This is a genomic window from Endozoicomonas numazuensis, from assembly GCF_000722635.1.
Taxonomy (GTDB): Bacteria; Pseudomonadota; Gammaproteobacteria; order Pseudomonadales; family Endozoicomonadaceae; genus Endozoicomonas_A; species Endozoicomonas_A numazuensis.
In genome coordinates, this window is the sequence record NZ_JOKH01000005.1 from 416,742 (window position 1) to 443,122 (window position 26,381).

Genomic DNA, 26,381 nt, shown 5'->3' on the forward strand with positions numbered 1-26,381 from the left:
TGCGGGCTACACATATTTTTCAAGTATTGCATTGTCCTTGAAAACCGATAATCCTGCACCCATAGACATAATAAGAACTAACAGAAGAGCACCTGAACTATGAGTAACCCACTGCTGGAAATCTGTGAACTGCCTCCCTTTGCCAAAATCAAACCGGAGCATGTGAAGCCAGCTGTTGAGTCGATCATTTTTGAAAGTGAGCAGGCGGTAGAGGCTTTACTGTCTGACAAGACTCAAACGTTCAGCTGGAACACGCTGCAAGAGCCAATGGACAGCCTGGGAGACAGGTTGAGTCAGGCGTGGTCTCCTGTTGGGCATATGAATGCAGTCGTTAACACCGACGAGTTGAGAGATGCTTATAATGCCTGCCTTCCTCTACTTTCTGAGTACTCAACTCGTCTGGGACAGAATCAGAATCTCTACCAGGCTTATCTGAAACTTTCTCAGTCCCCCGAGTTCCAAACCCTGGATAAAGCTCAACAGAAAGTCATTACCGATAATCTTCGTGACTTCAAGCTGGCGGGTGTTGCCCTGCCGGAAGAAAAGAAAGTGCGTTACGGTGACATTCAGAAACGTCTTTCTGAACTGACAAGCAAGTTCTCTGACAATGTGCTGGACGCCACCATGGCCTGGTCCAAGTTGGTTACGGATGAATCAGAGCTGGCCGGGTTGCCTGAATCGGCACTGGCAGGAGCGAGACAGCTGGCAGAGTCTAAAGGTCACAGTGAGGGTTGGATGCTCAACCTGGATTTCCCCAGCTACTTTCCTGTGATTACCTATGCAGACAACCGTAAATTGCGAGAAGAGGTTTATACCGCATTCAGTACCCGGGCATCAGATCAGGGTCCCAATGCCGGTGAATTTGATAACTCAGACAATATTAATGAAATCCTGACGTTACGCCAGGAGCTGGCTGAGCTGCTGGATTTCAACAACTATGCAGAATACTCCCTGGCCACCAAAATGGCAGATACCACGGATAAAGTGATGGAGTTTCTGGAAGATCTGGCCCACAAAAGTAAGCCTCAGGCTGAAAAAGAACTGAACGAACTGAAAGCGTTTGCCAAAGAAGAGCATGGGGCTGAAGACCTGCAAGCGTGGGACATTGGTTACTATGGCGAGAAACTCAGGCAGCAGCGTTATGCTATTTCTCAGGAAGAATTGCGCCCCTGGTTCCCGTCAGAGAAAGCAGTCAGTGGTATGTTCTCTGTCGTTGAGCGTCTGTTTGGCATCTCTTTTGAGAAAGTGACTGATGTTGAAACCTGGCACAAAGATGTCAGTTTCTTTAATGTGGTTCGCGAAGGGGGAGTGATAGGTCGCTTCTATCTGGACCTGTTTGCCCGCGAACATAAGCGCGGTGGTGCTTGGATGGATGAGTGCCGGGTACGTCGCAAGATCGGGAATAAAATCCAGCTGCCTGTGGCCTACCTGACGTGTAACTTCACTCCCCCTGTTGGTGATCAGCCTGCTCTGTTGACTCACGATGAAGTCGTGACCCTGTTCCACGAGTTTGGTCATGGTCTGCACCACATGCTGACTCAGGTTGATTATTCTGCGGTATCCGGCATCAATGGTGTTGCATGGGATGCCGTAGAATTACCCAGTCAGTTTTTGGAAAACTGGTGCTGGGAAGAAGAAGGCCTGGCTTTGATCTCCGGTCATTTTGAAACCGGTGAACCTCTGCCCAAAGACAAACTGGATAAATTGCTGGCTGCTAAAAATTTCCAGTCCGCGATGATGATGGTTCGTCAGCTGGAATTTTCACTGTTCGATTTTAAACTGCACAAAAACTCTCCATTTAGCGGGAGTGACGGGAAAACAGTTCAGGAGATTCTGGATGACGTTCGTAGCCAGGTATCGGTAGTTACTCCTCCAGCCTTCAATCGCTTCCAGCACGGGTTCAGCCATATCTTTGCCGGTGGTTATGCGGCGGGCTACTACAGCTATAAATGGGCTGAAGTACTGTCTGCGGATGCATTTTCCCGATTTGAAGAAGAAGGAATTTTCAATAGCCAGACCGGTGAGTCCTTCCTTCATGAAATTCTGGAGAAAGGCGGTTCTTCTGAGCCTATGGAACTGTTTGTGAATTTCCGGGGCCGAGAGCCAGAAGTCGATGCCCTGCTGCGTCACTCAGGTATTTCTGCCTGAACATAAGGGGGGGAGTCAAAGGCTCTTTTATAGTTGAAGCCATTAAGCCCCGGGGTTATCAGCCCTGAGGGCTTTTTTGTTTTAAGGCCCATAGGAGTCTGTCGGACTTAAGACAATTTCGGCTTGAAATCCAGAAAGAGCGGCCATCTTTTCCGTTGAATTTGCTTAAATAGGTCAACTATTCGCACAAATTCAACGAAAAAGTTGACTCGTTTTACTGAATTTTATGCTCGGACGCTATTCTCGGTCAGCCTCCTAGTGCTCGAAAAGAGAGTCTGAGTTATATTGCGCCCTTGATGAATGCCTTGAAGTTGGAACTTTGCTCAGCGAAAGGAGGCACTCGATTTTTCGCAAAAATTGCTCTGTAGAATATCAGATAAAGAGAGCATCTAGTTTGAGTCTTATTGAAGTTATGACAACCAAAAGATTTATTGCCGGAGCTGTTTGCCCATCCTGTGGTCATCAGGATTCCGTGAGAATGTACAGTGAGAGTGGTGAGAACTATCGCGAATGCGTCGATTGCGGATTTTCAGATGAGATGGAAAAAGACCCTTCTCTTGCGGGGAAACCTCCAGTGACGAGGGTCTCCCCAGAAGATGAGAAGTCGAATGATGATGCTAACAAGGACAACGGTGTTCAGATCGTACGTATACTGGATCAATAGCCTTGATTTCGAAAACAGATATTGTCAAAAACCTTTTGGGTTGTGGTGCTTTGCTTAAGCAAAGCGCCTGGGCTTCATGGGCCTGACAAGCGTATTTTCAAAAGTCCTTTGCATTAACGTCTACTTCAATAGGTCAATGACTTCAATGGGTTAATGACTTCAATGGGTCAATGACTTCAATCGCCAGCGATCAGGTTCAGGCTGCTGACGTAAACTTCAGTTCAATGCTCATACGACTTGAGAGGCAATTCCATTTTGAGCAGGTGGATACCCATTGTTCTGGATTTCGGTTATTGACGAAGTCTTTGAACATGCGATCGTTATAAATTTCCTGCGAACGCATCACTTGTTTTACGGTTTGCTCAACGATCTTGTCCAGCTCATTACCAAATTCTTCACCCAGAATGGCATGAATAATCAAGTTGGCCCATGTCATATTCATGGTGATCAGCGTGCCCCCCGTTTTGGATAGATAGCTGTCGTTTACTTCTTCGATCAGTCGGTGAGCAAAGTAGGCCTTATCCAGCAGATCAAACAATCCCACATTATTCTGGGATTGCAGAACAGGTGCCAGAAAGTTCTCTTCAGCGATGCTCAGGAAAGGGGATATAAAGCTCTCGATGCCCAGTTCCAATGAAGCCTGGTCCAGCGCTTCAAGAAAATTGGGTACATGATCAATGTATTCATCTGCAAATTTCAGCAGCGTTTCACAGGCCATGTCTTCGGGCAGTTCAATAGTATGGTGCAACTGTTCCAGTTGCTGACAGACAAGCGACTGAAGATGGCTTGAGCCTTCTTCATGCTTTCGGGCGCAATCGATCAGATTGCTAATAGCCTGCACGTCCATGATTGTCTCCGTTGCGGTTGATATTAGAATGGGTACTGCAACGTCTTTGTGAAGGTGATAAAAGACCATAGTGCTAACTAGAACACAAGCTTTTTTAAATACTCCTTTTTCATAATATGAAGATCTTTTATTCATTAAAGTTAAAATAAAAAAAGACTGTAAAACCCGATAAAAATGAAAAAGTGCAAGCGATTGTGCAGTCAAAAAAATGACGCACTATATATGCTTAAAAAGCTGATTCTGATGAGTGTTCTTGAATGGGTCGTGAAGGGTTTATTAAGAAGCTAAATGGATGTTCCAATCCGTGATAGGAGTCACAAAGCTATAGGCAAGCATTAGAAAAATTTAAAGTGAAGCCTGACTGGTTGTTTTTTAATTAAATGAACAGAGCTCTACTGTCGATTGACTCTTCTATTAATACTCCAGATTATGAGTAATTAAAATTTCCCTATCTTTATTTAAACGACAAGTGACAGTTTAATTCAAGATATTTTTTACAAGACTCTTTTCATTTCCTGCAATCATGTTGTTTAATGAGGTTCTGGGACTATACTCATTGAGCGATTATTGTCAGACTTAATTGTCATGCAATGTGTCTCAAGGGTATTGGTATTTGCAGGGTGTTCCTGTGTTGTGGGTTTTGCAGGTTGGGTCCGAAGTAGTATGACGTTGTCAGTTACTTAACGGTCGCTTGCGATTGAATATTGGCACTTTAGGCTTCCGAAGGCAGCTATAAGCTGGGTTATTTCTTTTTCTCCAAGACATAAAAGAAATAACAGGCAAACAGCTGGTTGGAAGGTCTGTTCGTTAAGTGCGCTGAGGTTTTTCAGGCAAGATGCTGTGACAGCTCCTGTCCATTAGGGACAAATATGGACGATGGGAGCTAAAGACAATAAATCAAGTCAGTAAGCGCTGTTCTGGTATGCAGATAAATCTGCCCAGATCCTTTCGGTTACTGCTCCAACACCTCTGAAAGCAAGGCTATGGGTCTGCTCAATAATAATAAGAAGTCTCCGCCTGGTCTGGGCGGACAGTCAGGGGATGTAAGGGAATGATGCAGCACGCACTAGCTCTCTTTCTTTTGATAAAAGCTGCCGTAAGCTGGACGAAAAGCATGAGCGGTAAATATCGCCCACCCCGGATGTTACAAGTGGCGAGGTTCCGATATGGCAGCATTTTTCAAATAAGTCGGTCATTATTGTTATGGCTGAGATCAAGCAACGTCTTGATTTCTTTAACTCGCCTAAATTTCAGAAAACGACTTTCTACGCAGAAAGGCGTTGGTCAATCTTTCTCATGGTTGTTGGCCAGCCTCTCAGGTTTTCTGATTCCCTCTCGCGTTTTTGCTGATTGGGAAGTCAATATGACGGAGGGAGTCACCGCCGTCAGCAAATCCATTTATGATCTCCACATGGCCATATTTATTATATGTGTCGTGATAGGGATAGTTGTATTTGGTGTAATGTTTTACTCCATCTTGATGCACCGTAAATCAAGAGGAGTAAAGCCGCATCCATTTCATGAAAGCACGTTGGTTGAAATACTGTGGACGACCATCCCATTTTTAATTCTGGTGGGTATGGCTATTCCAGCAACAAAAACATTGATTGATATTTATGATACTGACGAAGCTGAAATTGATATCAAGATTACGGGCTATCAATGGAAGTGGCAGTATGAATATCTGGGTGAAGAAGTCTCCTTCTTTAGTAATCTGAAAACGCCTTCAGAACAGATTTATAACATTCGCAGTAAAGATCCCAATTACCTTCTCGAAGTAGACGAACCTCTGGTATTACCTACTGGTAAAAAAGTCCGGTTCCTGGTCACGGCTGCAGATGTTATTCACTCCTGGTGGGTTCCTGCATTTGCGGTAAAACGGGATGCTATTCCAGGCTTTATTAACGAAGCCTGGACCAAGATAGACCGCCCCGGGATTTATCGTGGTCAGTGTGCAGAACTTTGTGGAAAGGACCATGGCTTTATGCCAATTGTGGTCGATGTCAGAACACCTGAAGATTACGCAACATGGCTAAATGAGAAAAAGGAAGCGGCTGCCAAAGAGCGAGAGCTGACCAGTAAAGACTGGACGATGGCTGAACTGATGGAGCGAGGTAAAAAGACTTACGAAAGAGTCTGTGCGGCCTGTCATCAGGTGAATGGTGCTGGTATGCCTCCGATCTTCCCTGCCCTCAAAGGCTCGAAGATGGCCATCGAGAAAGATCAGATTAAAGCTCATATCGATATTGTGGTGAACGGTAAAAAAGGCACCGCCATGCAGGCCTTTGCTGCTCAGTTAAGTGAAGTGGATATAGCCGCTGTTATTACCTACGAAAGAAACGCGTGGGGTAATAATACCGGTGATCTGATTACACCCAAGCAGATACTGGAATACAAGCAAACTGGGCAGTACTTATCCAACGAAGAGCACAAGGCAGCAGACACTGAAAGCTCAGGTAAGTCCCCAGTTGATAGTCAAACGACGGTTAACAAGCCGACATTAAACCCACATCAGGCTGGACTGTGAGGAATGCAACCATGACTGCTGTGACAGACACGACTAACGGAAAATCAAACGAGCATCATGATCATCACGGTCCCGCCAAGGGACTGATGCGCTGGGTGCTGACTACGAACCATAAAGATATAGGCACCATGTATCTCTGGTTCAGTTTTATTATGTTCCTGACCGGTGGTGCGATGGCGATGGTCATTCGGGCAGAACTGTTCCAGCCGGGTATGCAGATTGTAGACCCCGGGTTTTTCAATCAGATGACGACCATGCATGGTCTCATTATGGTGTTCGGTGCGGTCATGCCTGCCTTTGTCGGGCTGGCCAACTGGATGATTCCTTTGATGATTGGCGCGCCAGATATGGCTCTGCCAAGGATGAATAACTGGAGCTTCTGGATTCTGCCTTTTGCTGCAGTGATGCTGGTCAGCACACTGTTTATGGAAGGGGGCGGTCCTAACTTTGGTTGGACATTCTATGCGCCTCTATCCACCACGTATGCGCCACCGTCCACTACTTTCTTTATCTTTGCCATCCATATGCTGGGGATCTCGTCAATCATGGGGGCGATTAATATTATCGCCACTATATTGAACCTGCGGGCTCCTGGCATGACCATGATGAAGATGCCTCTGTTCGTATGGACATGGCTGATTACAGCTTATTTGCTGATAGCGGTTATGCCAGTGTTGGCAGGCGCTGTAACCATGATGCTGATGGACATTCACTTTGGCACCAGCTTCTTTAATGCCGGTGGCGGCGGTGACCCCGTTCTGTTCCAACACATTTTCTGGTTCTTCGGGCATCCGGAAGTGTACATCATGATTCTGCCTTCCTTCGGGATCGTTTCAGCCATACTGCCGACATTTGCCAGAAAACCTCTGTTTGGTTACACCTCAATGGTGTATGCCACTGCAAGTATTGCATTTCTGTCGTTTATCGTATGGGCGCACCATATGTTTACTGTAGGTATTCCGCTGGTGGGCGAACTGTTCTTCATGTACGCCACCCTGCTGATTGCTGTGCCGACCGGTGTAAAAGTCTTTAACTGGGTCACTACGATGTTCAGGGGGGCTATGACCTTTGAAACGCCCATGCTGTTCAGTATTGCTTTTGTGGTGCTGTTTACGATTGGTGGTTTTTCAGGGTTGATGCTGGCTATTGCGCCTGCAGACTTCCAGTACCATGACACTTATTTTGTAGTTGCTCATTTCCACTATGTACTGGTACCCGGAGCGATATTTGCCATTTTTGCTGCGGTTTATTACTGGTTGCCCAAGTGGACAGGTCATATGTATGACGAGACGTTGGGCAAGACACACTTCTGGATGTCATTTATTGGCATGAATCTGACCTTCTTCCCCATGCACTTTGTTGGGCTGGCAGGAATGCCTCGTCGTATTCCTGATTACGCTCTGCAGTTTGCGGACTTTAACATGATTGCCAGTATGGGCGGGTTTATGTTCGGAACCACCCAGTTGCTGTTCTTGTTTATCGTAATCAAGTGCATCAGAGGTGGGGAAAAAGCCAAAGATGAAAGTTGGGAAGGCGCAGAAGGCCTGGAATGGAGTTTGCCCTCGCCAATGCCTTATCACACCTTCACTACACCACCGGATGTGAAGTAATGAGTGAGAAGGATGACGGCCCGGTCGATCTGTCGCGCCGAACTGTACTCAAAACGGGTCTGGTAGCTGGCGGAATGTTTGGCTTCGGTTTTGCCATGGTCCCGATTTACAACGTGTTTTGTAAGGTCACAGGACTCAACGGTAAAACCGACCCAAATCCTTACCAGTACGACGCAGAAACGGCTGAAGTGGATACCAGCCGAAAGATTAAAGTGCAGTTTGTGGCTACAAAAAATGCAGGGATGAGTTGGGACTTTAAGCCCAATGTTACGGAAGTGACAGTGCATCCTGGTCAGGTGGGGCAATTGGAGTTTTTTGCTCGCAACCCCACCGGAGAACGAATGATTGGTCAGGCCATCCCCAGCGTCTCGCCCTTTCAGGCCACTAACTATTTGCACAAAGTGGAATGTTTCTGCTTCACCACCCAGACTTTGGAAGCAGGTCAAGAAAAAATCATGCCGCTGAGAATTATTGTGGATCAGGCATTACCCCGGCATATCACCAAACTGACACTGTCGTACACCCTGTTTGACGTGACGACAATGGGAGAGAGGACATTGCCGTCCTGAGGAGATTCTGATGGCTCAAGAAGGTGAAGGTACCTATTATGTTCCGGCTCAGAGTAAGTGGCCGATCATTGCTTCGATAGGCCTTTTTACCATGCTGTTGGGTGCAGGCATGATGATGAATGACATGTCTGCCGGGGTAAAAGACTCGTTTGCTCATTATGTGTTTTTCGGTGGCTCCCTGATCATGGCCTATATGCTGTTTGGCTGGTTCAGTAATGTCATTGAGGAGTCTCAAAAGGGGCTCTACAGTGCTCAGATGGACCGTAGCTTCCGTTGGGGGATGGGGTGGTTCATCTTTTCGGAGGTCATGTTCTTTGCAGCATTCTTCGGAACGTTGTTCTATGTCCGTTATTTTGCTGTGCCCTGGCTCGCTGGTGAGGGTGACGGTGCTTCAACTCACGAACATCTCTGGCCTGAATTTGAAGCAGCCTGGCCACTGATGTCCAACCCGGATAATGAAACCTTCCCGGGTGCCAAGGCATTGATTGACCCATTTCATTTACCTCTAATCAACACACTGTTGCTGGTCGCATCCAGTATTACTCTGACCATTGCTCATCATGCGCTCAGAAAGGCTGAGAGAACCAAAGTTAAAATTTGGATGATCCTCACCCTGATTTTGGGCTTTGCGTTTCTCTACTTTCAATTTGAAGAGTATGCCGAAGCCTATAACGAACTTGGACTCACTCTGAGTGCGGGTATCTATGGCTCAACGTTCTTTATACTGACCGGTTTTCACGGAGCTCATGTCACCCTTGGGGCGACCATGTTGTTGATTATGCTGGTGCGTATTTATAAAGGGCATTTTGAGCCGGAGAATCACTTTGCTTTTGAGGCATCCAGTTGGTATTGGCACTTTGTGGATGTGGTCTGGATTGGTCTGTTTATTTTTGTCTATTTGATATGAAAAGTGTCCGTCACTTCCAGGTGGAAGTGGCGGGAACCGATATCAAAGTTTAGCGATACAGCCAGGGAGCATTACTGTGGATGTCTCCAAATAGCCAGGCCGCCACAATGATTAGCATGATCAAAGCGGTCAAGCCAACCCGGGCGGTGAGGGAGTTAGCCAGTTTGGAAGAACTGCCCTCGCCTTTCAGTAAAAAATACAGACCTCTGCCCAGGCAGAACAGCACTGCTAGAAAAAGAAGAACAATAATAATTTTTAACCACATATAAAGCTCCCTGCTGATCGTTTTAGACCAGAATAACAGTGGAGTTTGGTAGAGCACCAGATGTTGAAGTATAGCCAGTTTAGTTATCGACCCTTTATGCGCTATCGCGTTAAGTTGTCGCTGTTGGTGGTGCTGCTTTTACCTCTTTTAATCAAACTGGGGTTCTGGCAGTTGTCCCGATATCAGGAGAAGCTTGAGCTTGAGCAGACCCTGTCTGAGCGACAAACCATGTCGGCACTCGGCCTGACCGATGTCAGTCGTTACGCTGATTCCATGTATCTTCCAGTAAGTATCCGTGGTCGTTTTTTTTCCACTCGTGCTTTTTTCCTTGATAACCAGGTCCATGAAGGTCGGGCTGGTTATGACCTGATTATGCCTTTCAAGACAGATGACAACCGGTGGCTTCTGATTAACAGAGGCTGGATGCCTGCTGAAGGTAGAGAAAAACTGCCAGATATATTGACCCCAGAAGGGGAAATCGAGTTAACAGGAAAGCTGTATCGCTTATTGGGGACACCTTTCATGCTAGGAGAGGATGTCTGGAAAAAAGATTGGCCCAAGCGTATCCAGGCCATCAACTTTGAACGAATGGGGAAAGCGGTGGAACAGTCCCTTCCCTTCTACATCCTGAGACTGGCAGAGCATCAGCCTGGGGCTTATCAGGTTCGTCCTCTGGCGATGAAAACAACCTCTCAGAAGCATCTTGGTTACGCTATTCAATGGTTTTTAATGGCGCTGGTGTTGCTTGGACTCTATCTCTGGCAGATGAGATCTCACAGAGAGCCGGAACCGATATCAGCGACAGGCAGAGGAGAAAAATAAATGGGACAGGACATTGCCACTCAGACGGCAAATAAAAACGCCAGCCATGATAAAAGAAACAAAGGTCGCTGGCAGCTGACTCTGGTTATCCTCATGCCTGCATTGGCTATGGGACTGGCCTGGTATTTTTATTTTTTTGGCGCACAGTTTGTACCGGATGGGCGCACCAATAAAGGTGAGTTACTTCTACCGCCTGTCAGCTTTGAAAGCATGGCCCTTGAGAAAAATAAGGCGTTGTTTGATCTGAAAGCACTGGAGGGGCGTTGGGGAATTTTAGTGTTTGGCAGTGAGTCCTGCTCTGATCAGGCTTGTAAGGATGCTCTTTATCAAACCCGGCAAGCTCATCTTGCATTGGGTCGCGAGAGTGATCGGGTTATACGACTCTTTATCACGCCCTCATCAAACCCTGAGTTGAACCAGAGCGTCTTGAGTGAACACCCTGATTTAATCTGGTTAGGCAGTACAAAAGAGTCGGTGTTAAAAGCATTAGACAACAAAGAGTGGCCTGCTAATGGTTTTTATATCGTCGATCCCCTGGGCAACATCATGATGAAGTATCAGCCAGGGCAGTACGGTGGGGACTTATTAAAGGATTTAAGGAAGTTATTAAAAGTTTCCAATATCGGCTGATATTGAATCGCTTGACCTTGAAAGGTGTGTTCTATGACAACTGCATCGATAACAAAAAAAATAAGCCGCACGAAGGAACAAAGAGCGGGATTTTATCTCTCCCTGTTTGCAACTTTACTGGCCGCAGTCGTTGTCGGATTGGGCGCTTATACAAGACTGGTGCATGCAGGGCTGGGTTGCCCTGACTGGCCTGGTTGCTATGGTTTTCTGACGGTGCCTGAAACGGCTCAGGAAATTGCCGTGGCCGAAACGCTCTTTCCCAATGCCCCCGTGGAAGTAGATAAAGGCTGGGCTGAAATGGTGCATCGTTACGTAGCAGGATCTTTGTTGATACTGGTATTGATGATCGCCATTCAAGCTTTTCGCAACAGAAAAGAGCCTGGGCAACCGGTGAAACTGCCTCTGTTCATTTTGGGGCTGATTATCCTACAGGCTGCCTTTGGGATGTGGACTGTGACATTAAAGCTCTGGCCTCAGATTGTGACGGCTCATCTTCTGGGAGGCTTTGCTACGTTCAGTTTACTGTTTTTACTGACCCTTCGTTTATCAGGATTGAACTGGACAACATTATCCCCCTCTAAACAGAAAGACCGATTGCAAAGGTTAGCCGTTGCCGGGCTGTTGGTGGTGATTTTGCAAATTACTCTGGGAGGCTGGATCAGTTCCAACTATGCCGCATTAGCTTGTCCTGACTTTCCTATGTGTCAGGGGCAATGGCTGCCTGCTGCAGACTTTGCTGACGGCTTGAATTTCAGCCAGTCCATTGGCCCGAATTATCTGGGTGGAAAAATGGACTCTGAAGCCCGGACTGCTATACATCTTTTACACAGATTAGGGGCACTGGTCACCACGTTGCTGCTACTGATTTTATTTTTTCAGGTGCTTCGATATGGAAAGACTCAGTCGTCTAATAGTCAAAGCAGTTTGAGAATGCTTGCTACCGTGATGCTGCTGGCTCTGTTGGTTCAAGTCACTTTGGGTATCAGTAATATTCTGGGCAGTCTTCCACTTTCGGTGGCCGTAGCCCATAACCTGGGAGGAGCTGTTTTGCTGTTGACGCTGGTCGCTCTCAATTTCCGTCTGGCCAGGCACTTATCTGAAGGATTCAGTGAGGTTCAAACATGAGTAAGACTTTTCAAAATAATGGCTCCATACAGGAAACGGCCCACTGGCGTGACTATCTTGAGCTGACCAAGCCCAGGGTTGTCGCCCTGATGGTTCTGACCGTTGTTATCGGCATGTGCCTGGCAACGCCGGGTATGGTGCCGCTGGACATTTTGATCTTCGGCAATCTGGGGGTCGCCCTCTCTGCTGCCTCTGCCGCAGTGATTAATCATGTAGTAGATCGACAGATTGATACCGTTATGGCCAGAACCCATAAAAGGCCTGTAGCTACGGGACGTGTGGAGCCTCTACAAGCGTTATTGTTTGCGTTGGCACTGGGTGTGTCAGGCATGGGTATTCTGGTTTTTCTGGTAAACCCTTTAACCGCCTGGCTGACTCTGGCCTCTCTGATTGGCTATGCAGTGATTTATACCTTGATCCTGAAGCGAGCGACTCCTCAAAATATTGTGATTGGTGGTATTGCAGGTGCCTCCCCTCCCCTGTTGGGATGGACGGCAGTGACCGGACACTTTGAAGGGCACGCCTTGCTTCTGGTTCTGATTATTTTTGCCTGGACGCCTCCCCATTTTTGGGCTTTGGCCATCCATCGCAAGGATGAATATGCCAAGGCTGATATTCCCATGTTGCCCGTTACTCACGGAGAGGCTTACACCAAGCTGCATATTCTGCTTTATACCGTAATCATGATCATAGCCAGCGTGCTACCGTTCCTGACGGGCATGAGTGGCATTATTTATCTGGCGGGTGCGCTTATTCTCGGAGGACGGTTTTTGTATTGGGCCATCGCTCTCCTGCGTGAAAGCAGGCCACATGCCGCCATTAAGACATTCAGGTATTCAATTACCTATTTGATGTTGCTCTTTGTTGTGCTGCTGGTGGATCATTATGCGTTCTATTTGTGGCTTTAACGAATTTAGAGTACTGACCATTTAGGAGCGTAAGGCTCCAGAGGATTTTTCATGTCATCCAGGATGAGAGGCAGTGTGAACAAAACAGTATTGATTCTGGTGGCCGTTATCGCGGCCGTCGTTGGACTGACATTCCACAAATATATGAATAAGCCCTCGCTGACTCTGGAACAGTTGCAGCAGATGGGAACCGTTGTTTTCGACAAGCCCCGCTCCTTTGAATTAAAAGGGATGGTGGATAACAAAGGACAACCCTTCACCAAGGCAAATCTTGAAGGGAAATGGTCTCTGGTGTACTTCGGGTATACCTTTTGCCCCGATATTTGCCCGACTACGTTGGGTCAATTGAATCAGATGGATAAGCTGCTGAAGAAAGATAATCCAGAAATGGCAGAGAAAATGAACTATCTCATGGTGACGGTTGATCCGCGCAGGGATACGGTAGAAAAACTCAACGGCTATGTTCCCCATTTTAATCCTGACTTTGTCGGTGTGACCGGTAATCAAAAAGATATCCATAACCTGACAGTTCAATTGAACATTCCCTATACGCCAGTCACTGACCCAGAGGATGAATATTATCTTGTGGATCATGGGGCGAATCTTGCGATTATCAATCCAAGAGGGGATTACCATGGCTTTATTCGCCCACCTTTGGACTCTGACAAGCTGGCACGAGTAATGGTGGCTGTAGATGAGCTGTATCAGGACTAAATAGGGCCTATTGAAAGTCTTTTGCTGCCTGGCTTTCAAGCAGCAAGGCCTTTCCACTATCGTGCGTTATTATCCCTGATCTGGATGTTATAAACCCTTTTCTGAACAGAGAGTTCATAAGTCATTCATAAAAGAGCCTTGATACTCTGTAGCCGTTAAAACTAACGTACAGAATTTCCATGCATGCAGAGTTCAAGCTGAAAACGTCTCTTCTCCTGATCGTATTTTTTCTATTTGCTGGCCGGGTATGGGCCTCTGAATGGGGCATTGGTGTTTCTTTTCGCCACGGCACCATTCCTTATGTCACAGACAAGGCTGATACTGTTCGTACAACCATCCCAAGCATTTATTACGAGGATGATTATCTGTTTCTCAGAGATTCCACCTGGGGTATCAAGCTATATAACGATGAGCAATGGGGTGTTCGCTTTATTGGTCGCAGAAGGTTCGTCAATATTCCGAGATCCGTGCAGAATCAGTATCAGGAAGACGCTTTTGACTGGGGCTTTCAGTTTCTCCTGAATTCAGGAGAAGCCCGGAACTGGCGTTTTGAATTACTGACCGAATCACAAAAACGACGTCAGCTCTACGCTGGTCATGACTGGCGATTCAATGTTGGGAACTTGCAGCTTTCCAGCGAATTGGGGTTACGTCTAAAGTCGAGTCAATACAACAGCTATTACTATGGGCTGAGTGGCTATGGTGGTCAGAATCTGTCTGCAGGCGCTGAAGTTCAGGCTGGCATTGATTTTCGCTACCCGCTCTTTGGTGGACTGAATCTGATAGGTGGGTTGGAATGGATTTATCTGGAGCCAACCGCTGCCAAAAGTCGTTCACTGGGCAGTCATCACTATGGTGCGGTCCGGTTAGGTGTTGCCTATTTCAGTGAGTCTACAACGACAGTATTGCCGGCTTTTCAAAAAGGATCTTATTTGAGAGTGTCTCATGGCTGGGCAACCCCTTCGGATATGAATCAGATTCTTAGAGGCAATTCCGAGAGTGATCCATACAACAATCAGCTAACCTCGGTTTTTTATGGTCATCCTTTAACTCAGGGCTGGCTTGGATTGCCTATTGATGTCTTTCTGACAGGAGGCCTTGCCTATCACTACAACTCCAGTGTGCAGGATCCGGCCATTGAGAGTGTGATGGCTATCAAGGCCTATTATAATTTTGATTGGCCTGTTCGCTGGCGTCTGGGAGCTGCTGAAGGTTTGTCCTATGTCAGTCGAGTGACGTACATTGAAAAGGCCGAGATGGATAAGAAAGGCAACAACGCCAGTAAGCTGATGAACTATCTGGACTTAAGTCTTGATGTAAATATTGGCGATGTTTTTGGCCATGATGGGTGGAAATCAGTCTGGTTAGGTTGGAGCATGCATCATCGTTCTTCCATCTTTAAGTTGGCTTCCCAGTTTGGGCGTATCAAAGGTGGCAGTAATTACAACACGCTTTATCTGCAGTGGGACTTTTGAGATGAGTCACCTGAAAGCAATGAATGTTGAGCTTCTGAGAAGAGAGTCAGGGCCATAGGAACGGCCCTGTATTTCAGTTGCGTTTGAAATTCAGACTCAAAATAAAAATCAGGAAGCTGCAGACAACGACGGAAGGCCCGGCAGGAGTGTCCAGCTGCCAGGAAGCTGCCAGTCCTCCTGCAACACTCAGTAAGCCAATAATGCCTGCGGTAACAGCCATTTGCTCCGGAGTTCGGGAGAATCTCTGGGCTGTTGCAGCCGGTATGATCATCAATGAAGTGATCAACAGTACACCGACAATTTTCATGGCTACAGCAATAACGAGAGCCATCATTAATGTCAGAATGAATTTGGTGCGCCGGACCGGAAATCCTTCAACCTGTGCCAGTTCAGCATGGATCGTCATGGCCAGAAGTGGTCTCCACAGACAGGCCAGAGTGATGAGCACCAGCGCGCCGCCACCCAATATCCAGAACAAGTCTTCTGGCGATGTAGCCAGAATGTCACCAAACAGATAGGACATCATGTCGATACGGACATTCTCGGCAAAGCTGACAGCGACAAGCCCCAGTGAAAGACTGCTGTGTGCAAGTATTCCCAGCAGTGTATCCGACGCCATTTTTTGCCTTTCCTGTAGAGAAACCAGAAGAAGGGCAAGAAACAGAGAGCAGACAATAATTGCCAGATTCAAATCAATATCGAGCAACAGTCCCAGAGCAACACCCAGCAGGGCCGAATGGGAAAGTGTGTCGCCAAAGTAGGCCATTTTTCGCCAGACAACGAAGCATCCTAATGGGCCCGCTACGATGGCAACACCCGATCCAGCCAGCATGGCAGTGAGGAGCAATTCAGGCATGGGGGCTCCCCTTGTCGTGCTTGTGGATGACGTGACCATCGACGCCGTGTTCATGATCGTGATGATGGGTATAGACAGCCAGCTCCTCAGATTCTCCACCAAAGAGTTTCAGATAAGCCGGGTGTTGTCGCACCTGATGGGGATGACCAGAACAGCAGACATGTTGATTGAGGCAGACAACCCGGTCGGTAGAGGCCATGACCAGGTGGAGGTCGTGTGAGACCATTAAAACGGAGCAGCCCTGTTCATTCCTGAGTTCGGTAATCAGATGGTAGAGCTCTTTCTGACCATTGACGTCTACGCCCTGAACCGGTTCGTCCAGAACCAGTAAATGAGGTCTGTGCAACAGAGCCCTGGCCAGTAGTGTTCTTTGTAGCTCTCCACCCGAAAGTGTATGAACAGGGGATTGCATAACGTGAGCCACGCCGGTTCTTTCAAGGGCTGACATAATCTGCTGCTCTGGTTGTCCGGTCAGGGAAAGAAAGCGTTTAACGCTCAGGGGCATGCTTTCGTCAACGTGCAGCTTTTGAGGCATGTAGCCGATTCTTAGCCCGGACTTCATAGTACGGTCACCAGAATCAGGTATTTGAAGTCCGAGCACCACTCTGACCAGGGTTGTTTTACCAGCCCCGTTTGGGCCGATAAGCGTCACAATTTCACCGGGCCTGACGTCCAGGGAAATACCGGTGAGTACTTCTCGCTCCCGAAAAGCAATGTGTACGTCGTTAAGCCTGATCAATGACTCTTCAGACATCTTTGTATTAAGATCCTTTTTTGTTGCAGTGTAACGGCTGAAGGCTTTCTTTAGGCTGAAGGCTCTCTTTAGGCTGGAGGCTCTCTTTAGGCTGGAGGCTCTGCCAGTAAATTTGTCTGAACTCATATTTACCCCTGTGCTTCCTGACAAATTGAGCACAAGCCGGTGAGCTCTATAGCAGCATCTGTAATCTTGAAACCCTGATCTGTGGCACAGGAAGCAATGGACTGATTGATGGCCTGATGGTCTATTTCCTGTGTCACCCGACAGTTCTGGCAGATAAGAAAACAGCTGTTATGTTTTTTGCCGGGATGAGGGCATCCAATAAAAGCATTAAGGGAGGATAGACGGTGAATGAGGCCCTGCTCTAATAAGAAATCAAGAGCGCGATAAACGGTGGGTGGTTGAGCAACCCGCTCTTCCTGCTTTGCCAGTTCAGCAAGAATATCATATGCGCCTATGGGCTGATGACTTTGCCAGACCAGTTCCAGTACTTTCTCTCGGAGATAAGTCAGTCTGGCGCCCTTTTGCTGACAGAGCGTTCGTGCTTCCTGCAAGGCTTCTGAAATACAAAGATGATGGTCGTGAGGCTGGTTGACACTGGTCATGACAAAGAAAGGTAGCAAGTGAAAGATGTTATATCATAACCGAATCGCTGATGGGTTTATATTGAATCCGGGGCTTTTGAGAGATTGAGTTAAAGCAGTTGCTTGAGAACTAGGCAGTAAGCAAGATAAAATTTTGAGCATTCAGGCTGTATAAGAACAACAATAAAACCTGCCAGAGGTGCATGTGTATGGATACTATTTTTGAAATTCCCCGGGACATGATTCTGAAAAAAGATAAGGCGGGTGTTTGTCGGGCCATGAGTCTGGCATGGCTGAATGAGATGATGAAGAACCAGATTCCGGATGGCGATTGGGTCAGCAAGAAAAATGTTTCAACATGGGCTGACCTTCAGAAGAAATACCGAAAGAATCCCGACAACTCTCCCATTATCAAAAGACTGAATCTTAACGAAGACTTCATTTTTGGTAGTTATGATGATGGCTGGGAAGAAAAAGTCATGTCCAGTTCCACCGTGTTTGACCTGAATAACGTAGGAAATGGCGCTTACTATATGAGCATTTCTTACAGCAGGGATTCAGGACAGCATGGTATTGGTTTTTTCTTCAACTCAACTTATCACTATGCATTAAATCAAAATGAAGGAATGCTCAGAGAAGGTGCTTCTAAATGCACAAAAAAGAAGTTTATTGATAATGTTTTACGGATAGAAAAAGAGTATGCCGAGAAGGAGTTGGATGCGAGAGTTCAATCCCAGCGTCTTTACACCATCAGTAGGGAAGAGGCTAAAAAAAGTAAAGGTATTCTGGGAAGCTGCTATCTGACAACGGCTACCTGCCAGTCACTGGGGTTGGGAGATCGCTGCTATGAACTGGAAACGCTCAGAAGCTATCGGGACGAATGGCTCGCCGCTCAAGAGCAAGGCCAGAATGAGATCGACTTTTATTACAAGACGGCACCGGGTGTCGTAGAAAAAATCAATCAGTCTGATCATGCCGAAACGATTTATCGTCAGATTTATGAGGAGTTGGTTGAACCTTCAGTGAGCGCCATCGAAGCGGGTCATCATGAACGTGCCAGAGAGCTTTATAAAAAAGTCTCTCTGAAGTTATTCAATCAGTATCAGTAAAGTTGCGACCATCCCTCACCATAATGAGAGATGGAACATAACGATCTACTTCCATTGAAAAATTGTCCAGGACGGAATCAGCATGCCGGGCTTGCTGGGATCTATGAAGTTGCCCATATTATCAGCCGCCACCAGATAATACGGCTTGCCAACTTTAGGGATTACCTGAATACCATAAAGGAAACCATTAATGCGGTATTCCTTGATGGTTTCATTCGAACCGGGACGAATGACAACCGTGGTGTCGTCCCTTCTCTCCAGATCTTCTGGACGAAGATTTTTGGGGATCTTCTCAAAATCTTCCTTGCTGATAGTCGCCGAATCAGATTGGGCGGCTTTGGGAGGTTTTTCCAGAGCGGCTTCGGGTGAGTTTGAAGGAGCTGGAGTACTGGTACAGCCGGCAAGAAAGAAAGATATAAATGCAGCAAGAACCAGTGAACCTGTTATTGACTTCATAGCGTGCCTCAAGGAATAACCATGTGTCCGGCAAGAAAAAGAGATTAGAATAGCAGTCTACTCCAATATTCAGGAAGCTGATCAAGAATAGGGCTGCATAGTTAAGCTCTCTCCATGGTCAACGACCAGGCTGTAGCTGCCAGTGTTCATCAATTCAACGTCTGAATGCTACGGCTACCCATTAACCAGAGATCGATTCAGCAATGTCAGATCAAGCCAGTACGCCCCTTGTGCTCGTAGATGGATCTTCTTACCTCTATCGGGCTTTTCATGCTTCAGAGCGAGCCAACCTGAGAACCTTAGACGGGCGTCCAACAGGGGCGATCCGTGTGATGACCAATATGCTGAAGAGTTTGCTGAGGGAATATCCGGGCAGCCCGGTTGCGGTTGTCTTTGATGCCAAGGGTAAAAACTTCCGGCACGACATGTACGAAGACTACAAGGCGACGCGTAAGCCAATGCCTGATGATCTTCGCTCGCAAGTTCAGCCTATTCACGCCATTGTTCGTGCTTTGGGTATGCCGTTGTTGATGATCGATGCTGTTGAAGCCGACGATGTGATCGGGACATTGGCAAAAGAAGCGACTGAGAAAAAAATTGATACAGTCATCTCAACCGGCGACAAAGATATCGCCCAGCTGGTATCAGAACATGTCACTCTTATCGACACCATGAATGACTCTCGCACCGATCTGGCTGGTGTTGTCGATAAGTTTGGTATTCCTGCCCATCTGATTATTGATTACCTGGCTCTCATGGGAGATTCCAGTGACAATATTCCCGGCATGCCCGGGGTTGGACAAAAAACAGCGCTGGCTCTCTTACAGGGGATTGGCAGCATTGATGAGATTGCCAGGCGTTTGGACGAAGTCGCTGCTCTGGGATTCAGGGGCAGCAAGAATTTTGCTCCCAAGTTTGAAGAGCACAAGGATATTGTGCTGCTCTCCAGAGACCTGGCCACTATCAAAACCGATGTTGAACTCCCCGTTGCGATTGAAGACCTTAAAGCCGAGCCAATCGATAAGGAAGCTCTGCTGACTCTGTATAAAGAATATGAGTTCCGTTCCATGGTGACTGAACTGGAACAAGGAATGGGAGGGGAGTCAGAATCTGAGCCAGCCAGACCCGCGATCAATGCTGAGTACGAAACTGTTTTGGATCAGGACGGCTTTAATCGCTGGCTTAAACGCCTGGATGATGCAGAACTGTTTGCCTTTGATACCGAAACGACCAGTCTTGATTACATGGAAGCGGAGCTGGTGGGACTGTCTTTCGCTGTAGAAGCAGGTAAAGCTGCGTATGTTCCAGTGGCTCATGATTATGTGGGAGCACCGGATCAACTGGACAGAAACTGGGTACTTGAACAGATCAAACCACTGTTAGAGAACCCCGAAAAGAAAAAGGTTGGTCAGAACCTGAAATATGATAAGAGTGTATTGGCCAACTATGACATCAGTCTGGAAGGGATTGACTGGGATACGATGCTCGAGTCGTATGTTTTGAATTCTACGGCAACCCGCCATGATATGGACAGCCTGGCCCAGAAATACCTCGATCATCAATGCATTTCTTTTGAAGAGATTGCAGGTAAAGGTAAAAAGCAGCTTACCTTTAATCAGATTGATCTTGAAATTGCCGCTCCCTATGCCGCTGAAGATGCTGATATTACTCTGAGGCTGCATGAGACTCTTGCCCCTCAACTGGAGAAAGAGTCGTCTCTGTATTCTGTCTTCCGTGATATTGAAATGCCACTGGTTGGCATTATGTCTCGTATGGAAAGGCGAGGAGCCAAGGTGAATGGAAGCCTGCTGGCTCAGCAGAGTATGGAAATCGGCAAGCGCCTGCACGAATTGGAAAAACAAGCGCATGATGCTGCAGGTGAACCTTTTAATCTGGCATCTCCCAAACAGCTACAGGTAATTCTGTTTGAAAAGCTGGGCTTGCCGGTCATCAAGAAAACCCCAAAAGGACAACCTTCCACAGCTGAAGAAGTACTTCAGGAGCTGGCTTTGGATTATCCGTTGCCAAAGCTTCTGATTGAACATCGTGGTCTCAGTAAGTTGAAATCAACTTACACAGATAAGTTACCCCAGATGATCAATCCGGTCACTGGACGCATTCATACCTCTTATCACCAGGCTGTGACGGCCACAGGTCGATTGTCCTCTTCCGATCCTAACCTTCAGAACATTCCCATTCGTACTGAGGAAGGACGCAAGGTACGTCAGGCCTTTGTAGCGCCTGAAGGGTATCAGTTGATTGCGGCTGACTACTCTCAGATCGAGCTGAGAATCATGGCGCATCTTTCTGATGATGCAGGTCTGCTGGACGCTTTTGCCAAGGGGCTGGATATTCACAAAGCCACTGCCGCAGAAGTTTTTGGTGTTGCATTGGAAGAGGTCACTACCGACCAGCGAAGAAGTGCAAAGGCGATTAACTTTGGTCTGATTTATGGAATGTCCTCTTTCGGACTGGCCAAACAGCTGGGCATTTCCAGAAAGTCGGCACAAGAGTACATTGACCTTTATTTCGATCGTTACCCGGGTGTTCTTCATTACATGGATCGAACTAAAGAGTCTGCAAAGGAAAAAGGGTATGTGGAGACTCTGTTTGGACGGAGACTTTATCTTCCTGAAATCAATGCTCGAAATGGTATGCGCCGCCAGGCTGCTGAACGGACTGCTATCAATGCCCCTATGCAGGGAACGGCTGCTGACATCATTAAGAGAGCAATGGCTGATGTAGATCAGTGGCTTACTGAGAGTGATCTTGATGCCAGAATGATTTTGCAGGTGCACGATGAATTGATTTTGGAAGTTTCTGAAGAACAGCTTGAAGTCGTTAAAGCGGGGATCGTGGAAAAAATGTCGCTGGCTGCAGAACTTAAGGTTCCGCTACTGGTTGAAGCTGGCACAGGATATAACTGGGACGAAGCTCACTAGGAGGCTGACCGAGAATAGTGGTCGAGAATAAAATTCAGTAGAACGAGGCCATTTTTTCGAGGTATTTGTGCGAATAGTGGGCTTATTCAATAAAATTCATCGGAAAAAGGGGCTGTTCTTTCTGGATTTTAGGCCGACCTGTCTATTCTCGGACAGGCTCCTAGGAGGCTGACCGAGAATAGCGTCCGAGCATAAAATTCAGTAGAACGAGTCAGCTTTTTCACTGAATTTGTGCGAATAGTTGACCTATTTAAGCAAATTCAGTGGAAAAGATGGCCGTTCTTTCTGGATTTTAGGCCGGGCTGTCTATTCTCGGTCAGCCTCCTAGCATGGAGTAGGTCCGTGGTAAGTCCCTCAGGTTCTGAGAATAGCTAAGAAAACGTCAGGGTTTCCCCTGGCGTTTTTTGAAAACACTCAATCGTAATCCAGACCTGAACAATACTTCTCTCTGGAAGCATTAAACCACCGCTTTGGAAGCTCAAGTGTTACTGCTTGGTTCTTACGACCGTTCCGATATCAAGACCGGACACTATTATGCTTCGCTCATAGCTGTTTAGTGTTGGCTTCCTGCCTGACTAAGACTAGCCTTTTCAAGAGAACGCAAAGTTGTCTTTTGTAGACTTGCCGTTACCGTTTATTTAAAAGATGCAGTTTTGTTTCATTGTGGAACTCAACGTGAAAGGACTGATTTTCAGAACGTCGAAAATTTTTTATATTTTTTTTCACGTCAGTGGGAACTTTTTCAGATTTTGGTTGTCTCAGTATATGTAGGGAGGCAAAAACCTTTCTACAGACTCCTTGTGTGTTTAGTGTTGGCAAAACTTCAGCGCTGTGTTCCCCGACACAGGCTGTAACGAACCGGTAACCGTTCCCCCTTGGTGACCGGTTTTTTTTTTGCCTGAAAGTCAGCCAGAAAAATATGGAATAAATTACATCTTCTGGGAACTTTCTAAGATTTTGGTTGTCTCAGTTTATGTAGGGAGGCGAGAACCTTTCTACAGACTCCTTGTGTGTTTAGTGTGGCAATAATTTCAGAGCAGTGTCCGCGACACAGTCTGCGAAGAGCCGGTAACCCCTCCCTTGGTGACCGGTTTTTTTTGTCTCTAAAAAATTTTCTTTCCAGTGGTTGCTCACCAGCAACTTCCTGACAAAAAAATCTTTAGGCGGGAACTTTTTCTGGAGTGTGTTGTCTCAATCTATGTAGGGAGGCGAAAACCTTTCTACAGATTCCTTGTGTGTTTAGAGTTGGCTAAAAAGCAGATTTGTGTTCCCCGACACAAACTGCAATCAACCGGTTACCATCCCCCTTGGTAACCGGTTTTTTTTTACCTGAAAATTATTTTTTGTTAAACGACAGTGCTTTTTGTTTTGTCACTTATGGCGGTTAGAAGTCTGTACTGTAAGTTTTTCTATCTGGGTCGATAGTCTAATTTGGACGCAATGGTAAGGCGGTGATCTAGAGAATGGATGGAACTTACCGGAATATTGGCTGTCTTATGTTATGTGAGGGAATTACCTCCCCCGTATTCTCTCGCAGCACTCCTTGTGTGTTTAGTGTTAACAAACTCCGTACCTCCATATGACGGAGCTTGGTGCCCCAGCTATCTCCCCCCGATGGCTGGGGCTTTTTTATGCACAGGGTTTTCTCGACGAGACAGGTACCTCTGTTATTCCTCTTCCTGCTCCTCCAGTGGCTCATCCTCTACCAGTAACCAGGTATCAAGGCGTTGCGCCAGCTGGTCGACCCCGGTTTTTTTCAAAGCGGAAAACAACTGCATCGAAATTTGCGGATAGTCTGAGAGTTCGTTGCGTAGATTATTCAAAGCCTGTTTGGCAACGCCTGATTTCAGTTTGTCGCTCTTGGTCAATAGAATGTGCAGAGGCATTTCGGAGTTGATGCTCCACTGGACCATCATTCGGTCGAACTCTTTCAGTGGGTGACGTATATCCACCAGCAGCACGAGCCCCACCAATGAGCCTCGGTTGTTCAAATAATCATTCAGATGCTTCTGCCATTCAATTTTCATGGCTTCCGGCACTTTGGCATATCCATAGCCAGGAAGGTCAACCAGATGAATGTTGTCTTCAATATTGAAGTAATTCATCAGTTGGGTGCGTCCGGGGGTTTTACTGGTACGAGCAATCTTTGAGCCGGTCAGGGTGTTCAGTGCACTGGATTTGCCCGCGTTGGAACGACCCGCAAAAGCGACTTCCCTGCCATTATCAGGAGGACATAGTTTTAGCTTTGGGGCACTGGTCAGAAACTTGGCCTTGCGATAGTTCAAACCGCTTTTGGGTTCACTCATGTGTCAGACCTGTCAGGAAGTTTCCCTGTCCGGGAACTTCTAATAAGAAATGAAAAGTTGGCGCAATTTTGCTTGACTTGTAAGCGGAATGGAATAGCACCGTGGCATTCGCCGATAATTGGCAGCCGGGCATCTTGAGCCAATTGTTTCAGAAAAAAAAATCGTTTGTCTGACAGTAGCGAATTTACTGGGCTCGACGGCCTACCGGAAAAGAGCATTACAGTATATACTAGCTTTCGTTTTGAGGCATATGCAGCCATTTTAAGCCACCTTTTTCAGAATAAGGACCGAGCACAGGTCGAAAAAACTAGCTGAATATAGAGGACGTTTGTAAAGACAGAGCCGTATACGGCTTTACAAACAGATGCTGAACAGCTGACTGGGAAGGTTGGGATAATAACAGTCACTCATGGCAAGTGCCGTAGCTGGGTCAGGTTAATGAAAAAAGTTATTTTCGGTCTGGTAGTGTCTTTGGGGGTATCAGGGGTAGCGTTTGCGAAGGGGGATGCAAATGCTGGACAAGCCAAAGTGGCAACCTGTACCGCCTGCCATGGAGCAACAGGTGTAAGCCTGGTGCCCAATTACCCCAATTTGGCAGGACAAGGGCAACGCTATCTGGTTAAACAGATTACTGAGATTAAAGCCGGAAACCGTAGTGTTCCGGAGATGACGCCTTTTGTAGGCTCGCTGACAAAACAGGATATTGAAGATATCGCTGCTTTTTACGCCAGTCAGCCTGCGCCACAGGGGGTTGCTGATCCTAAACTGGTAGCGCTGGGTGAACAGCTGTATCGTTTTGGTGATCAGAAGAAAGGTATTCCTGCTTGCAGTGCATGCCATTCCCCAAGCGGTCAGGGCAACTCTTTGGCTGGCTTCCCACAGATCAGTGGGCAGCACGCTCAGTATACAGCCAAGCAGCTCCGTGATTTCCGTGAAGGTGATCGAGAGAATGATGGCGATACCAAAGTGATGAGAACCATCGCTGAAAAACTGAGCAATAAAGAAGTAGATGCTCTGGCTAGTTACATCAGTGGTCTGCGCTAACAGTCACGACTGTTAAAGCAAAGCTGGTTTGTGAACAGCCCGCTATGAGCAAGAAAACGGTTTGCAACGAACAGTTGCAAGCCGTTTTTTTATGTCTGATAAAAATAGATAAATATTCTCCACTGTGAAAAATATTTTGCTACGTTGACTTTGCATGCTTGAGGGGGTGAAAAATACTCCCCTTAGTTCGTGAAGGGGACATTTGCTTTCAAAGCTTTTACATTTTCGAAATGTCTGTCAAATGTCCGATATTTAGTGAGAGTTTGCTTTAAAAATACCTTATCTTTCAGGTTCATTGCGGTGGTATGACAGATAGGGTTGCTCCTGCTTGGACTCACTGCCTAGACTTCTGTTAACTTGTCACTCAAATAGATCACTATAAAAGCCTTGGAGTGTATTTAAATGCCAAAACAACTTAAATTTTTATGGTTGGCTCTGGTTCTGCCATTAATGGCGCAGGCTGCAACTGTTCAGGATAAATATAAAGAAGGTCAGGATTACCGGGTTCTGTCCAGCCAGGTGCAAACTGCAGCCAAGAAAGATCAAATCGAAGTAGCTGAAGTCTTCTGGTACGGTTGTCCGCACTGTTACACCCTTGAGCCTATTGTTGATCGTTGGAAACCTTCTCTGGAAAAGGATACTCGTTTTGTGCGTGTGCCAGGGTATTTTGGTCCCAACATATGGAAAACACATGCTCAGCTTTACTACACCCTGGTAACTATGATTCCTGATGAGAAAAAGTTGCATGAAATACACGACAGTATTTTCTCTGAAGTTCAGAATCGGAATAACCGCCTTGGCGACGTAGATGCTATGGGCGATTTCCTAAAGAAACGCTACGGTATTGATCCCAAGCAGTTTGCCAGCTTCTATAATTCGTTCGGGGTACTGAATCTGATGAATCAGGGTGGAGCGAAAGTCAGGGGTTATCAGCTGACCGGTGTTCCAGCTTTGGTGGTTGATGGCCGATATGTTATTGAACCCAAGGTAGGGTTGGATAACATGCCAGCGGTTGCTGATTTTCTGATCAAGAAAGTGCGTGAAGAGCGTGCAGCCAAAGCTAAGCCTCAGGTTAAGGAAGAGTCAAAGGCGAAAAGCTGAATATCAGCCGGACCC

Annotated in this window: 23 protein-coding genes; 16 read left to right on the forward strand and 7 right to left on the reverse strand. The window is 46.8% G+C overall.

Annotated elements, in window-relative coordinates:
- Window positions 1-99 precede the first annotated feature (99 nt).
- Together prlC and GZ78_RS20795 are read left to right on the forward strand one after the other, a co-directional pair.
- Window positions 100-2,148, forward strand: a complete 2,049-nt coding sequence (gene prlC, locus GZ78_RS20790) for an oligopeptidase A (RefSeq protein WP_034840338.1) — start codon at window positions 100-102, stop codon at window positions 2,146-2,148.
- 394 nt (window positions 2,149-2,542) lie between these two features.
- On the forward strand, window positions 2,543-2,812 hold the full coding sequence (locus GZ78_RS20795; protein WP_236631630.1) for a YheV family putative zinc ribbon protein: 270 nt from the start codon (window positions 2,543-2,545) through the stop codon (window positions 2,810-2,812).
- A 196-nt stretch (window positions 2,813-3,008) separates the two neighbouring features.
- On the opposite strand, the gene GZ78_RS20800 is transcribed toward GZ78_RS20795, so the two are convergent.
- On the reverse strand, window positions 3,009-3,659 hold the full coding sequence (locus GZ78_RS20800; RefSeq protein ID WP_152558860.1) for a hypothetical protein: 651 nt from the start codon (window positions 3,657-3,659) through the stop codon (window positions 3,009-3,011).
- Window positions 3,660-5,022: 1,363 nt separating this feature from the next.
- Here GZ78_RS20800 and coxB point away from each other — a divergent pair.
- The 4 genes from coxB to GZ78_RS20820 are packed head-to-tail and all read left to right on the forward strand — an operon-like array spanning window position 5,023 to window position 9,272.
- Complete coding sequence (gene coxB / locus GZ78_RS20805) at window positions 5,023-6,186, forward strand: cytochrome c oxidase subunit II (RefSeq protein ID WP_152558861.1); 1,164 nt, start codon at window positions 5,023-5,025, stop codon at window positions 6,184-6,186.
- 11 nt (window positions 6,187-6,197) lie between these two features.
- Window positions 6,198-7,796: a cytochrome c oxidase subunit I gene (gene ctaD, locus GZ78_RS20810; RefSeq protein WP_034840341.1), complete on the forward strand. Its 1,599-nt coding sequence runs from the start codon at window positions 6,198-6,200 to the stop codon at window positions 7,794-7,796.
- On the forward strand, window positions 7,796-8,365 hold the full coding sequence (locus GZ78_RS20815; protein ID WP_034840345.1) for a cytochrome c oxidase assembly protein: 570 nt from the start codon (window positions 7,796-7,798) through the stop codon (window positions 8,363-8,365). Before ctaD ends, GZ78_RS20815 begins: the two co-directional genes overlap by 1 nt.
- A 10-nt stretch (window positions 8,366-8,375) precedes the next feature.
- Window positions 8,376-9,272 (forward strand): cytochrome c oxidase subunit 3, encoded by an 897-nt coding sequence (locus GZ78_RS20820; RefSeq protein ID WP_034840348.1) that lies wholly within the window; start codon window positions 8,376-8,378, stop codon window positions 9,270-9,272.
- A 49-nt stretch (window positions 9,273-9,321) separates the two neighbouring features.
- Here GZ78_RS20820 and GZ78_RS20825 read toward each other — a convergent pair whose 3' ends face one another.
- Window positions 9,322-9,537: a twin transmembrane helix small protein gene (locus GZ78_RS20825; RefSeq protein WP_034840351.1), complete on the reverse strand. Its 216-nt coding sequence runs from the start codon at window positions 9,535-9,537 to the stop codon at window positions 9,322-9,324.
- Window positions 9,538-9,597: 60 nt separating this feature from the next.
- Here GZ78_RS20825 and GZ78_RS20830 point away from each other — a divergent pair, with 60 nt between their 5' ends.
- The 6 genes from GZ78_RS20830 to GZ78_RS20855 all read left to right on the forward strand — a co-directional run bounded on the left by GZ78_RS20830 (window position 9,598) and on the right by GZ78_RS20855 (window position 15,211).
- Entirely contained in the window at window positions 9,598-10,359 is a 762-nt protein-coding gene (locus GZ78_RS20830; RefSeq protein ID WP_034840354.1) for an SURF1 family protein, read from the forward strand.
- Complete coding sequence (locus tag GZ78_RS20835) at window positions 10,360-10,989, forward strand: hypothetical protein (RefSeq protein ID WP_034840357.1); 630 nt, start codon at window positions 10,360-10,362, stop codon at window positions 10,987-10,989.
- Window positions 10,990-11,022: 33 nt separating this feature from the next.
- A complete protein-coding gene (locus tag GZ78_RS20840) occupies window positions 11,023-12,114 on the forward strand; it encodes a COX15/CtaA family protein (RefSeq protein WP_051786392.1) in 1,092 nt (363 codons plus the stop codon).
- Window positions 12,111-13,022: a heme o synthase gene (cyoE, locus tag GZ78_RS20845; protein WP_034840360.1), complete on the forward strand. Its 912-nt coding sequence runs from the start codon at window positions 12,111-12,113 to the stop codon at window positions 13,020-13,022. Before GZ78_RS20840 ends, cyoE begins: the two co-directional genes overlap by 4 nt.
- 51 nt (window positions 13,023-13,073) lie before the next feature.
- Window positions 13,074-13,736 (forward strand): SCO family protein, encoded by a 663-nt coding sequence (locus GZ78_RS20850; RefSeq protein ID WP_081869967.1) that lies wholly within the window; start codon window positions 13,074-13,076, stop codon window positions 13,734-13,736.
- Window positions 13,737-13,915: 179 nt separating this feature from the next.
- Entirely contained in the window at window positions 13,916-15,211 is a 1,296-nt protein-coding gene (locus GZ78_RS20855) for a MipA/OmpV family protein (RefSeq protein ID WP_034840366.1), read from the forward strand.
- Window positions 15,212-15,284: 73 nt separating this feature from the next.
- Here the strand turns inward: GZ78_RS20855 and znuB are convergent, their stop codons facing one another.
- The 3 genes from znuB to GZ78_RS20870 form a co-directional block, all read right to left on the reverse strand.
- Window positions 15,285-16,067 carry a zinc ABC transporter permease subunit ZnuB gene (znuB, locus tag GZ78_RS20860; protein ID WP_034840368.1) on the reverse strand — a complete coding sequence of 261 codons (783 nt, stop codon included), beginning with the start codon at window positions 16,065-16,067 and terminating at the stop codon, window positions 15,285-15,287.
- Window positions 16,060-16,821, reverse strand: coding sequence for a zinc ABC transporter ATP-binding protein ZnuC (gene znuC / locus GZ78_RS20865; RefSeq protein ID WP_034840598.1), 762 nt, complete (start codon window positions 16,819-16,821; stop codon window positions 16,060-16,062). Before znuC ends, znuB begins: the two co-directional genes overlap by 8 nt.
- Before the next feature lie 128 nt (window positions 16,822-16,949).
- Complete coding sequence (locus GZ78_RS20870; RefSeq protein WP_034840370.1) at window positions 16,950-17,429, reverse strand: Fur family transcriptional regulator; 480 nt, start codon at window positions 17,427-17,429, stop codon at window positions 16,950-16,952.
- A gap of 188 nt (window positions 17,430-17,617) precedes the next feature.
- Between GZ78_RS20870 and GZ78_RS27755 the strand changes: the two genes are divergently transcribed.
- Window positions 17,618-18,517, forward strand: a complete 900-nt coding sequence (locus GZ78_RS27755; protein WP_051786393.1) for a CFI-box-CTERM domain-containing protein — start codon at window positions 17,618-17,620, stop codon at window positions 18,515-18,517.
- Between the two features lie 45 nt (window positions 18,518-18,562).
- Here GZ78_RS27755 and GZ78_RS27760 read toward each other — a convergent pair whose 3' ends face one another.
- On the reverse strand, window positions 18,563-18,973 hold the full coding sequence (locus GZ78_RS27760) for a DUF2782 domain-containing protein (RefSeq protein WP_051786394.1): 411 nt from the start codon (window positions 18,971-18,973) through the stop codon (window positions 18,563-18,565).
- A 203-nt stretch (window positions 18,974-19,176) separates the two neighbouring features.
- Between GZ78_RS27760 and polA the strand changes: the two genes are divergently transcribed.
- On the forward strand, window positions 19,177-21,915 hold the full coding sequence (gene polA / locus GZ78_RS20885) for a DNA polymerase I (RefSeq protein ID WP_034840372.1): 2,739 nt from the start codon (window positions 19,177-19,179) through the stop codon (window positions 21,913-21,915).
- A gap of 1,667 nt (window positions 21,916-23,582) precedes the next feature.
- On the opposite strand, the gene yihA is transcribed toward polA, so the two are convergent.
- A complete protein-coding gene (gene yihA / locus GZ78_RS20890) occupies window positions 23,583-24,221 on the reverse strand; it encodes a ribosome biogenesis GTP-binding protein YihA/YsxC (RefSeq protein ID WP_034840375.1) in 639 nt (212 codons plus the stop codon).
- Between the two features lie 438 nt (window positions 24,222-24,659).
- Here yihA and GZ78_RS20895 point away from each other — a divergent pair, with 438 nt between their 5' ends.
- Together GZ78_RS20895 and GZ78_RS20900 are read left to right on the forward strand one after the other, a co-directional pair.
- On the forward strand, window positions 24,660-25,265 hold the full coding sequence (locus tag GZ78_RS20895) for a c-type cytochrome (protein WP_034840378.1): 606 nt from the start codon (window positions 24,660-24,662) through the stop codon (window positions 25,263-25,265).
- Between the two features lie 402 nt (window positions 25,266-25,667).
- Complete coding sequence (locus tag GZ78_RS20900; protein WP_051786395.1) at window positions 25,668-26,366, forward strand: thiol:disulfide interchange protein DsbA/DsbL; 699 nt, start codon at window positions 25,668-25,670, stop codon at window positions 26,364-26,366.
- Window positions 26,367-26,381 lie beyond the last annotated feature (15 nt).